We start from the raw sequence: 11930 nt of genomic DNA, 5'->3' as shown, positions 1-11930 counted from the left end.
ATAATACATTATTAAATTTATATATAATAAAAAGAGTGCACACCTGATAGCAGGTTTTCTTTTATCACCTTAATATGAAAAAATAATATCTTTCCACTATGCTTGTAGGAAGTTTGGGTCCGCTTACAATTTACCACTTTTTTGCTATAATAATAGATATTGAATAATAGGAAAAAATGACTAAAGTAGGTGAAGTATTGGCTGGATTGTTTATTTCTACCTTTGTAAGAAAAAAGAAGGGTAGCAAAGCGGAAGGGATTGTATGGGAGTCAATTAAAGAAAACTTTAAGGAGAGAGAATGTTTAGGTTATTGGAACTATCCTATTTTCTCAGCTGATTATTCCGGAAGAAAAGAACCGGACATCTTGCTTCTAGATAAAGAATTAGGGATTAATATTATTGAAGTAAAAGGAATTACGATTGACCAAATTGTTGCGATACAAGGGCATAAATGGGTTTATCAAAACTTCTATATGGAAGAAGGAAATCCATATCAACAGGCGGAGAATCAAATGCATAGTTTGATAGATTGGATTAAAGAGAAAGGAGATTTAGCGAATAAGCTTTCAAGACGAGTTTTGGTAGCCCTTCCATATATAACAAAAATGGAGTGGGAAGAGAGCGGATTTGGTCGCTTGCCAAGTAATCCGCCCATCTTATTCAAGGAGGATCTTTCTAATAAGGAAGCGTTTCTTGGACGCATAACATCTGTCTCCTTAAGTAGAACTAATAGTTCATTAAAGGAAAATGAGTGGGAAAGTTTAACGGAATTAATCCATGGTGGGAAGTTACCTGAGACTTCTGGGGTAGAAGAAGGTCCGAAATATTCGCTGCTTTACATAGCTTCAACGGAAACAAAGCTGCTGCAAGATAAGCGATTATTTGAACCACTATTGGAAAAAGGAGTTAAAGTCATCATTCTGTCTCATTTTAAAAAGAAACCAGAATGGTTCCCAATTGATTTTTATCAAAAGTTTGAAAAAGCCTATTTGTTTCAATATTTTTCTTCAAAACAGCCATATAAATTGGCAAAGCCAATTTATGTTATCGATGGAGCTGGAGTGGATAAGGAATTCGAGAAGCATTGGCTAGACAAATTTCCGAACTTTAACAAAGGGCAGTACAAAGTTGAGCACTCTCCGGTAGAGGAAAACTTGACGATTACGGCGGGGGCTGGAACCGGGAAAACTACGGTCATGACACAACGGATTATGTTTTTGCTCGCGATGGTTCCAGAGCTTTCTCTAAAGGATATCGTGATGATTACCTTTACGAGAGAATCAGCTCAAGAGATGAAGCATCGTTTGAAGAAGGAATTGGTGCTTAGGCAACAGGTAACGAGACAGCCAAGGTACTTAAAGTATGCAGAGGAACTTAGGGAAATGAACATCAGCACTATACATTCCTTTGCGAAATCTTTAATTAAGGATCTTGGTTTTATCCTTGGTTTTGGCCGCAATGTACAGCTTAAAGGGTACAAGGTCAAACGTAAAGAAATCATCAGTACGATTTTAAATGAGTATGTGGCTGGCAGACCTAGTAATGAGTTAGGGCTTGATGGGTTCCGACACTATGAACTTGTAAAGATTGTGGAGTCTTTCTGGGATGAAATGGAAAGTAAAGGGTTAAGCAAGAAACAAATTGCTGACTTAGAGTGGAGAGGAAATTACTCCTCAGAAGAAGTATTCGAGAAGTTCAATGACCTATTCACATATGTATTCCCGAGGTGTGAAGAAGAGTTTAATCAAGTAAAACGGCGGGAGAACGCTATCACAATAGGAGATCTTGTACGGAAAATTAGTGAAATCAGTTCGGAAAAACCTGAAATATTAAAAGAAATGCCGTATCAGTTTGCATACTTGTTTGTCGATGAATTTCAGGACAGTGACGATGTCCAAATCAAGCTTGTTGCCCAAATTAATAAAATGATTCAAGCAAGATTATTTGTCGTAGGTGACATCAAGCAATCAATCTACCGTTTCAGAGGGGCGGATTATACTTCCTTTACTCAATTGAGGGAAAACGTTGACGAAGCATTCATTGAAGAACCTCTTCAAATTAATTACCGTACTTCCAAGACACTGTTGGAAAAGTTGGATTGTTATTTTATGACGTGGGGTAAGCGTGGCGAGTTAACGTATGAACAACAAGATCGATTGATTGGAAATGAAGGTTCGACTTTTGGTATGAATGAATTCCGAGTGAAAAAGTACAATAAATGGACTGATGAACTAAAAGGAAAAGTACTGAATGAAGTGGAGAACGCGCAAGAGCTTGTAAAAAAACAGACGCATGAATCAAAGAAAAAGAAGATTGCCTTGCTTGTTCGGACGAATAAGCAAGCGAAGTGTGCTTATGAATGGCTCGATGAGCATGGAATTACTGTGGAGATGAATGTTGGTGGAACTTTTTATAATAGCGAGGCGGTAAAGGATTTTTATCGTTTATTAGGAGCACTGCTCTATTCAAATGATGCGAAAAGCGTGCTGAATGCATTGGCGACTCCATTTTTCAAAACGGAAGTGTTGTTAGAGAACTTAGTGAAATTCAAGGGTGATAATAATCGGATTCTTGCGTATTTACGGCAGAACCATGGGCTAAATAAAGATTTTGACGTTGCTGTGCAGGAATTAAGAATTAAGCCTGTATTTGCGGTGATTCGGAAGTTCATGACCCAGGACGTTTTTCAAACTCTCTATTCTAAAAAACTGGCTTTAATCGATGGTGAGCCATCAAATAAGGAAAAAGTAAAGGCTAAATTTGAGGTTCACAAATATCAAACCAATCTAAATCATTTGATGAACTTACTTCATCAGCAGTTTGACAGTACGAATGCGACATTGTATGCCCTGCACTCGTGGCTTGGAATCAATATCAAAACCAATCGTGAAGAAGATGAACCACGAGTGGAAGCAGTTGATACAGAGGATGTAGTCGAAATCGTGACCGTTCACAAATCAAAAGGCTTGGAATACCATACGGTTATTATGCCTTTCACAGACCAACCCTTCCATTTTGAATGGGATGAGATTTTATTTGATAATGAAAAGAAAAAAGTCGGCTGGTTTCTAAAGAAACTGAAACTTAAAAACAGTTATTATGATGATTTGAGTGATTTAGAAACAAAGGAAATTGTTAAAGAAGAAACAAGATTGCTGTATGTTGCGATGACAAGATCTCGGGAGAGACTCATTATTTTTCAACCAATTAAACGAATGGATGATACCTGGTCTATGCAATTGGACATGGGTAATTAGGAGGAGAGTGCAGCTTGTATGAATTGTAAAGTGGTAACCTATACCAATCCTAAGACTCTTGACAGATTAGACGGCTTTAAGCCTTATAGGGATGTTCTTCATGTATGTGCTACCAAAAACATGAGGGAAGGGGTCTATGAACGATATCAAAAACAGCAGAATCACCCATTCATCAGCGCTCCGATTGTGAGTTCGATTCAATTGATAGAGAGCTTGCTGGGGAATTGGTCCAGCTCGGAAACGAAACTAAAACAATATTTGCATCTATCAGAGATTATCCAAAATGAGATGGTGCTAGAAGAGAACTTTCTTTCGTCGTTTCGCCGTAATCAGATAGATGTACTTGAAACCATTCGAATGATGGAAGTAGCAGGAGTAACCCCTGCTGATTTAGACGATGATGAGCTCGTTCTTTCCACGAAAGAGAAAGTATTTTTAACGATTTGGAAAAGGTTTGAAGTGCATCCATCCATCAAGAAAGTAAGAAATCTCCTTACTTTTGGCTTCAAGAAAACACTAGCTAATCGTTGGAATAATATAATCGAAGATATGATTGAACACTCTTATGATAAGAGTGAGGTCGACTTTCATAAGATTAACCATTCGGTCGGTTTTGATACGATTGTTCTTCACGGTTTCTACTTTATGACGCCTGAACAGCAGCGAATATTTTTATTGTTAAAAGAAGCCGGAGTGAACATCGTCTTTTTGAATCTTTACGATGAGCGGTATCCAGAGACGTTTTTATTTATTGAGAAATTCATAAACGGAAGACATGGTTGGGTAGATAGGAATCAGTGGGAAATTGAGAAGCACTTGAGACAAGTGCGGACCTTAGCTGATAAGTTTCTGGCTGATTTTGAAGGAGAACGAATCGAAGGCTATAAAAACCCAGCGCATTTAAGAGTCAAGGATTTTCAGGATTTTTATACCTTTCTTCAAGATTATGAAACCAATCTTGAAAAAGATAAAAACGAAAAGAAAGTATATAAGACGTATCTTGCCCCGAATGCTACTTCCTTGAACAATCGATTACAGGAATATTATCCAGAACTATTCAAGGCTAAAAGGCATTTTCTTGGTTTTCCGATTGGGCAATTTCTTTACCAGCTTCATCAAATGTGGAGTGAGGAAGAGGAGACCCTAATTTTGACGGAGAATGGTCTCTTTGAATGCTTTGCCTCGGGGTGGTTGTATGATAAGGAAACGAAGAAGAATGCAAGAGAGTATACAAAGATTCTTCAAGACGTGCTTCCCTTTTTTCAGGGGTGCGTGACAAAAGATTCATGGGATACAAGGGTAAAGGATTTACTTCCTATCCTCGAAAATGTTCTCCCGGTATTTAAACAAGAAGAGGATGACTCTTTTCAAAGAAGGATGTCGAGTCCGTTTGCGATGTTTTCGCAGTTTGCGACAGCAAAAGAGGACGTTCTTCAATTGGTACATTTTATGAACATGATTTTTAAAATTGCTGTTGACTTGTTCGGTGATGGAAAAGAACGGATTTCACTCGCCAACCATTTTTCTAAGCTTCGTCAACTGGTCGATGCATCTAATCCGTACCTTGAGCAGGAAATTTTAAAGGAAGAAAGGGACTTGATTGACCAACTGAAGAAAACATTACAGACAACTCCTGATATTGGTACCTTTCATGTGAGTGATATTAGTACTGCTATCAGTCTATACTTATCGGGGCATTTACAAAAGGATTATCATGAGGAAGAGTTAATTCGGCCGTTTATTGAAATTGATGGGGAAGCTTTCAAGGAAAATGGCATCACTCATGTGACAGGACTTGATGAAAACAGTCTTCCGTATTCTGAGTTTAAGCTTCCATGGCCACTGAGTGACGATGTCTTCCATGATTTGGCCAAAAGGAATATCCCACTGTCTTTTCAAGTTTTACGAAATGACTATGTGAAGGAGATTACGAGATACTTGGTCTATAATCTGCTTCAATTCTCTGAGAGGCTTGAATTATCGTGGATGGTACAATTTGAGGATAAAAAGAACCTTGATAAAGCCGTCTATTTAAGTCAGCTAAACTTGAATCCAAATAGTGAAGATAAGGATGAGCAAGACGAATTGATGGATGTAAAGCTTGAGAGAGAAATCACGAAGCAGGAACTGGATTCCTTCTTGGCCTATCCGATTGATGCTTTAGCGGAATTCAAGTTCTGCCCGCGGAGATTTTATTATAGTTATCTATCAGGGAATTCGGAGACGTTTCATAGTGAATTTGTCCATGAATTTCTATTCGGTAACCTCTTAAAGTCAGTTGGTGCTTTATTGCCGAATTTAGGTGATGAGAAGATTAAGGAAGAAGTGTTTAAGCTTTTCCCTTATTGGAACGAATTTAAATTAAACTTGATTACGGATGAAAATCTAAAGTATCGAAATTGGGCTAAAAAGCATTATGGGGGATATACGCCATATGGACAAGAAGAGGAGTTTAGTGATTTGCGCAAGTTGTTTCTCTTTCCTGCTCTTCAAAACAGCAAGGCGGATGAGGAAAGCAAGGCTGTTGCGGCTGCGATAGGACAGCTTTATAAACAGCCTGATACCATTCTTCCGACCTTGAGGGAGGAATTTGAAAAACAGCTGCAAGAACATCCAGTCCAGATGAAAGCGACCCCAAGTGACAAATGCCGCTATTGTCCACATAATCTAATTTGTCCTGAAGCCTTTCATCCCGTTGATGACGCAGAAAGGAAGCGGCTGAAATGACAACGATATGGGAGAGAATGGCTAAAGAGTGGCGTATCAGTAAGCCGAAAATCGATAAAGCAAGGCTTGAAGAGGACATTCGTGGAAATCTGGATAATGTGATGAAAACAATAGAGAAAAGCAATTCCGTCCCGTCGGTGTTAGATGCAATCAATGCCGATGATGACGATGATGATTGGTAAAAATGGGGGGAAATCATGACTTTAGCTGCAATTGAACATCCGTTGACGGATAAACAGAAGGAAGTCGTCAACTATGATGGGGACGAATTATTAATAAAAGGAATTGCTGGAAGTGGTAAAACGACGGTGCTGCTTAATAAAGCAAAAAAAATGATTAAAAAGGATCCTTCCATTCGGATAGGACTTTTTACCTATAATAAAACGCTCAGTCAATATGCCAAGATAATTGCTGAACAAATTGGCCCACGTAATCTATTTGTTTATACTTTTCATGGTTGGGCAGCCGGCGCGTTGCGAGATGTGACGAAAAAAAGAAAACTGTTTGTAACAAATACGAAAGATCAAAAGGATTTTCTAAAAAATGCCGTTGAAATTGTTAGACAGGATTCCACGCATCGTTTTGTCACAGAAGAAAAATTTAGGGAATTCCTAGCCGAGGAAATTTCATGGGTTAAAGGAAAAGGAATTAAGAATCTCACCGAGTACCAAGATGTGTCGCGGACCGGAAGAGGAAGTTCGGTTAGGGTGACGAAGCCAGATCGTAAGATTATGTATCGTATTTTTGAAGAGTATGAGAGGGTGAAGCGAAATTCGGGGAAAATAGATTATGATGACTTTGCATTGACGCTTCTCGAAAATAAAGAAAAGATAAGGGATACCTATAAATTTGATCAGGTCATGATTGATGAAGGGCAGGACTTACAGCAAGTTCAGCTAATGCTACTACGGTTTATTGCCAAAAAGGGATTTGCAGTCGCGGCGGATAAGGGGCAAAAGATTTACAAGACGTCATTTACATGGAAAGAAATAGGTATTAATATCCTGGGAGGGAGGACTAAAATTTTACAAAATTCCTTCCGGTCGACGAAACAGATTATTCAAATGGCTTATAGCCTACAATTGAATGATTCTATTATTAAGGACGAGGAATATGTAATGCCTATTCTGCCAGAATATACTGGTCCTGTACCAGATGTATATCAATGTAGTACAAGAGAAAAACAAGATACTGCAATCGTTAGCACAATAAAGATGCTGTTGCAGAAAAATCCAGATAAAACGATAGGAGTTCTCTCAAGGGAATGGAAAAGTGTTAACCGATTTTATTATGCGTTACAAGCCGAATCGATTCCTCACGAGTACATTAAAAAGGATCAAGGTAATGCGCATACTGCTGGAGTCAAACTCACAACCTTTCATTCTGCAAAAGGATTAGAATTTGATTATGTTATTATTTTAGATTTAGTGGATGATACCGGTGATCAAGAACTTCAAGATGAGGAATATAAGGAAATTGAACGTCGTCTTCTCTACGTATCCATCACTCGTGCCAAAACGTATTTACAGCTCTATTATTATGATCAACCTTCTTCATTGCTGAAGGAGATTGATTCCCAGTTTTATAATAAGAATGTAATGTAATTTTATGTTCCTAAGTAATGAGAAAGCAACTAACAAATCGGTTGCTTTCTTTGTGATAATATTTATTTTTTTAGCGACATGAAAGTATAGTTTTTATTAGTTTAATATAGATTATGGTAATGTAAAGAATTTAGTTTGGGTGATAATATTAGGAGGTTTCTATGCAATTTAGGACGCACTCATTTCGTTATGGAGAAGAGTTATTTTCCTACGAGCCTGAATTTGTTCATCTCTGGCAGGAAATAAAAGATGTACTGGATAGTATTACAGAAGACGATTTAATACAACATTATAATAATAATCCTAGAGTTTCAAAGAAGAGTATTTCTGACTCAATTAATGATTTAATAGATCATAGATTAATTGAGAAGAAATGGGAACGTCAAAGTCCGATATTCAATAATTCTGAATATCGACCTACTAGTAGGAATCGGTGGTGGACCCTTGATAAAACCTGGATTAGCAGGTGAATTAAATATAGAAGAAAGCAAACAACGTTCTACAGAGTTTAAATTCAAATAGACAAACAATTATTTAAAAATACAGGAGGATAAGATATGCATAAGTGGAAATTTCCTAATGGACAAGGGTTAACTCCAAAGGGGGTAAATAATCCATCGATTGAAATATTCTTAGATAATGTTGCGGAGTCTTTGACGCGTGAGGTACTGCAAAATTCATTGGATGCAAAAGATAAAAGTAAGGAGGAAGCAGTTAAAATTACGTTCGATTTTTTTGAAATGCCAACAGAAAATATCTCGAATATTGAATCTATTAGAGATGAGGCACTGCCGAAAGCACTCGAATTATGGACAGAAAAAAATAATAAAGATACTCTCGATTTTTTAAATCGTTTTAGTGATGTGCTTCATGCATCTAAAGTCTCTGTCTTAAAAATTAGTGACTACAATACAACAGGCTTAAATAAAAAGAAGTATGAGTCATTAGTTTTGGGAGACGGTTATTCAGAAAAGGATGACACTGATTCAGCGGGTAGTAAAGGAATTGGTAAAGCAGCACCGTTTGCAGCTTCAGATCTACGGATGGTGTTTTATAATACACTAGCAAATGAAGGAACTGAAAAGTCAGTGGGTGTAATGAATTTCGTTTCATTCAAAATTAAAGAAGAAAACTTCATTACACAAGAGCGTGCGACATATGTGGACGCTGAAACAGATTATATTGCTGAACAGCAAACATTTGGTTACCCTGAAAGAAAAAATGATGAATTTGGTACAGATATTTTTATTATCGGTCTGAAAAATTACGATAATTGGACGCAAAATATTATTCTTTCAACTTTAAATAATTTTCTACTTGCGATTATTCAAGGGAAGCTTGTTGTACAAGTTGGTAAATCAGAAATAATTAACGATGTAACTGTACATTCTTTAATGAATCGTATATATGAAGAGAATAAACTTCGTGGGGATATAAAAGCGCAGTTTTTAAAAACATATCGTTTTTATGAAGTATTAACAAGTGAGCAAACACTACATTTTCCTTTGGATGAACGTTTTATAAAATATCCATTTGTTAAAGATGTAGCGGATGCTAAATTATATTTGTTGCAGCATGAGCCAGCCAATCGTACAGTATTGCAAACTCGTGCAGCTGGTATGAAAATTTATGAGCGTAATCGTATTAGTGGCAATATCAATTTCTCAGGCGTATTTCAAGCGTTAGGGAAAGAATTGAATGGGTATTTAAAAGATTTAGAAAACGCTAATCATGATACATGGAGTATTGATCGTAAGCAGGGAGAAGCACATCTAGAAGCAGCAGGTTTTTTAAAGGATTTATTGCAATGGTATAAAGATAAAGTACAAGAGGCGTTTGCAGATATCGGTACGGATGTTATTGATGCATTCGGAGTAAATGATTTATTGCCTTTAAATGAGCAACAAACTGAAGGGGAGAAAAAGCAGAAAGACTCGGGTATAAAAAATAATTTCGAGGATTTTAAGTTTTCGCGAAAAAATAATAAGACTCAAACATTAGATGGCGATAAAGAAGAAGCTTTGTTAAAGAATGTACTAGAAGCTGTAGGAATCGGGGATGGTGATACTTCTGGTAGCGGCGGTAAACGTGAGGGCCATGGCGGTGGAGACTCACCTAACACAATCTATGGGCCAGGTGAAGAACCTGGCGATAAAGGTCCAAATGGTGAAGGTGAGGAAGTTATCACGAATAAGGAAAAACGAGTAGGCCCGTCTACTTCTATTAAGCTGAAAATTGTTGAGCTTAATGCAGCTGAAGGGAAGTACCGAATTGTCGGGAAAGTATTGAAGAAATCAAAAGCAATTGAAGTTGAATTGAAGTCAATTGGTGCAAATGGTATGACATACCCATTGAAAGTAGTGGATGTTGCAAGTCCATCGAATGAAACTTCGATTAAACGAAACGCGGTTCGTTTAGAGAATCTTTCGAAAAATGTTGTATTCAGTGCAGATATTTCGATTGATAGTAAATTACGTTTGAAAATGGAGGGCACGGTATATGAAATTAAAAGCTGATTTATTTCCGTATCCGGTTTTAAATAGTGAAATGAATGACTATGAAAATAGCGAATTTAGTAGTGACATTCATTTTGAAAAAGTATCACCATCGAAAATGAGTGTTACGGTGAAATTTAAATTAAACGATGCGATGTTAGAGCGATTCATTATTGAGGGAAAGGCTGTGTATGCCGTTCATTTAGAAGGGGTTTCTTCAAGTTATCGTAAGTTATTTACAGCGTCCAAGTTACAAAATGAGCTTACGATTTTGTTAAATGCTAACGAGATCAGTGGCAAAATCGAAGTGAATACGATGATTTTAGCTAATGAAATGATTGAAAATTATAGTAATCCAAATTTCAATAATGAATACTATGGTGATAACTTTAATGTACTTAAGCTGATCAAAGGAGATATTTTAGCGTTTGATACGATGGCGGAGCTAAATATTAAATTTGCTAATAAAGAAAATCCAAATGCTAAGTCGATGATTCGTGTTGCAGCGATTAATGATGTGTTTATGGATGTTAATATTGATGGCGATATTATTTTAGTCAACTTACCCCAAAAAGCGCACGAAGCTTATCAAGTTATGAGTCGCTCGGATCAAGTTAAACAAAGTATGTTGCTAGTAACGATTGTTTTGCCTGCATTAACATATGTAATTGAACGCGTGAAAAATGGTGATTTCAATAGAGATTGTTTATGGGTGCCGGCCTTATTTGAGTTACTAAGCAAAGCGGGTTATGACGAACAAACGATTTTAACTGCTGACGCCATGAAAGTTGCACAGCAGCTATTAGATGCACCTGTAGAAGATGCATTATATAACTTTTATAAAGGAGCGGAGCTTACTTATGACTAATGTTATTAAATATGTAACAGATGAATTTCTAGAAAACTTTAAAGTTAATTTTAAAACGGATTATTTACCGCTGTATAAAACAAATAATACAGTAGAAATTGCGAAAATCTTTTCGAATCCTGAAAATGTTCATGAAAGCTCGACAGTTTTCGATTATGTACCATTGAAGTTAGAAACAGTTGATGGTGAAGCTATAAAAGAAAATATTCGAACGCTGTGGAATAGTTTGAAGCATATTTCAATTTCAGAAGCTGAAAGTGAAAAGATGTGGGTAGCTTTAGCTAACACGTACTACATAGATTATCATTTAAATCAGTTGAATTTAATTTCAGCTCAAGATAAGGACCGTAGTATTGAAAGTAGAACAATTTTTAATCAAGGCCATAAGCGCTCGCTGACGATTAATAATTTATCGTTACTATGGTGGGTAGCTTATTACACTGTAGATGTGCAACATCCAAGTAATCCATTCCACTTAACGGACTTTTTTGTAGACGGTGCATTCCGTGGTAACGCAGTTATTTGGTTCTCGAGTAATATTATTTCTAACAAAGCTATTTCATTAGGGATTTTAGAGGCCATTAAAGAGCTAGCCGAGCAAGATAAAATGATTGTAAATCGTTATTCTTACTCAAATGCAAATAAAATCTTAAATCAAATTGGTGGGGTGAGAATGTTAGACATGCTAACACGTGAGGAAGTAAAAGAAATTATTTGTGCGAATCTTTTAGACACAGAAAAGATTCGAGTGCCACAAATGCAATAATTAAAATTACCCTATTTTATAATAGTACATAGTGAATAAACGACGTTTAAAAGATAGGATGATGAACTACTCTATTCGAGTTAGACAAAATAAAAAACATCCTCAATTGAAATAAGGGTTGGGCAAACATAATTTCATAAGATAACGTAAAACACCTCTGAGATGTAAAAATGATACTGAGCTTATCGGATTTTAGTTTTGTTTAATAACGTA

8 protein-coding genes are annotated in these 11930 nt (G+C 36.6%); all 8 read left to right on the top strand.

Annotation, left to right across the window (positions count from 1 at the left end):
• Positions 1-176 precede the first annotated feature (176 nt).
• The 8 genes from ABWK52_RS20715 to ABWK52_RS20680 all read left to right on the top strand — a co-directional run bounded on the left by ABWK52_RS20715 (position 177) and on the right by ABWK52_RS20680 (position 11717).
• A complete protein-coding gene (locus ABWK52_RS20715) occupies positions 177-3257 on the top strand; it encodes a UvrD-helicase domain-containing protein (protein ID WP_098541704.1) in 3081 nt (1026 codons plus the stop codon).
• Between the two features lie 18 nt (positions 3258-3275).
• The gene (locus ABWK52_RS20710; protein WP_218272438.1) at positions 3276-5984 is read left to right on the top strand and encodes a DUF1577 domain-containing protein; all 2709 of its coding nucleotides are present in this window, start codon (positions 3276-3278) and stop codon (positions 5982-5984) included.
• Positions 5981-6166, top strand: a complete 186-nt coding sequence (locus ABWK52_RS20705) for a hypothetical protein (protein WP_098541708.1) — start codon at positions 5981-5983, stop codon at positions 6164-6166. The genes ABWK52_RS20710 and ABWK52_RS20705 overlap by 4 nt, the downstream gene beginning before the upstream one ends.
• Positions 6167-6181: 15 nt before the next feature.
• A complete protein-coding gene (locus tag ABWK52_RS20700; RefSeq protein ID WP_098541710.1) occupies positions 6182-7588 on the top strand; it encodes a UvrD-helicase domain-containing protein in 1407 nt (468 codons plus the stop codon).
• 161 nt (positions 7589-7749) lie between these two features.
• Positions 7750-8058: a hypothetical protein gene (locus ABWK52_RS20695; RefSeq protein ID WP_098541712.1), complete on the top strand. Its 309-nt coding sequence runs from the start codon at positions 7750-7752 to the stop codon at positions 8056-8058.
• Positions 8059-8145: 87 nt separating this feature from the next.
• Entirely contained in the window at positions 8146-10104 is a 1959-nt protein-coding gene (locus tag ABWK52_RS20690) for a hypothetical protein (protein WP_098541714.1), read from the top strand.
• Entirely contained in the window at positions 10088-10951 is an 864-nt protein-coding gene (locus ABWK52_RS20685; RefSeq protein ID WP_098541717.1) for a hypothetical protein, read from the top strand. Before ABWK52_RS20690 ends, ABWK52_RS20685 begins: the two co-directional genes overlap by 17 nt.
• A complete protein-coding gene (locus tag ABWK52_RS20680) occupies positions 10944-11717 on the top strand; it encodes a DUF6339 family protein (RefSeq protein ID WP_098541718.1) in 774 nt (257 codons plus the stop codon). Before ABWK52_RS20685 ends, ABWK52_RS20680 begins: the two co-directional genes overlap by 8 nt.
• Positions 11718-11930 lie beyond the last annotated feature (213 nt).

The sequence above is a fragment of the Bacillus sp. AP50 genome (assembly GCF_040492675.1).
In the GTDB taxonomy this organism is placed as follows: Bacteria; Bacillota; Bacilli; order Bacillales; family Bacillaceae_G; genus Bacillus_A; species Bacillus_A cereus.
The sequence above is the reverse complement of the archived record's forward strand: the minus strand, read 5'-3'. Positions and strand labels throughout refer to the sequence as shown.

Coding starts and splice junctions, on each gene's coding strand:
- ABWK52_RS20715 (WP_098541704.1), top strand. CDS start 177: ATGACTAAAGTAGGTGAAGTATTGGCTGGATTGTTTATTTCTACCTTT.
- ABWK52_RS20710 (WP_218272438.1), top strand. CDS start 3,276: ATGAATTGTAAAGTGGTAACCTATACCAATCCTAAGACTCTTGACAGA.
- ABWK52_RS20705 (WP_098541708.1), top strand. CDS start 5,981: ATGACAACGATATGGGAGAGAATGGCTAAAGAGTGGCGTATCAGTAAG.
- ABWK52_RS20700 (WP_098541710.1), top strand. CDS start 6,182: ATGACTTTAGCTGCAATTGAACATCCGTTGACGGATAAACAGAAGGAA.
- ABWK52_RS20695 (WP_098541712.1), top strand. CDS start 7,750: ATGCAATTTAGGACGCACTCATTTCGTTATGGAGAAGAGTTATTTTCC.
- ABWK52_RS20690 (WP_098541714.1), top strand. CDS start 8,146: ATGCATAAGTGGAAATTTCCTAATGGACAAGGGTTAACTCCAAAGGGG.
- ABWK52_RS20685 (WP_098541717.1), top strand. CDS start 10,088: ATGAAATTAAAAGCTGATTTATTTCCGTATCCGGTTTTAAATAGTGAA.
- ABWK52_RS20680 (WP_098541718.1), top strand. CDS start 10,944: ATGACTAATGTTATTAAATATGTAACAGATGAATTTCTAGAAAACTTT.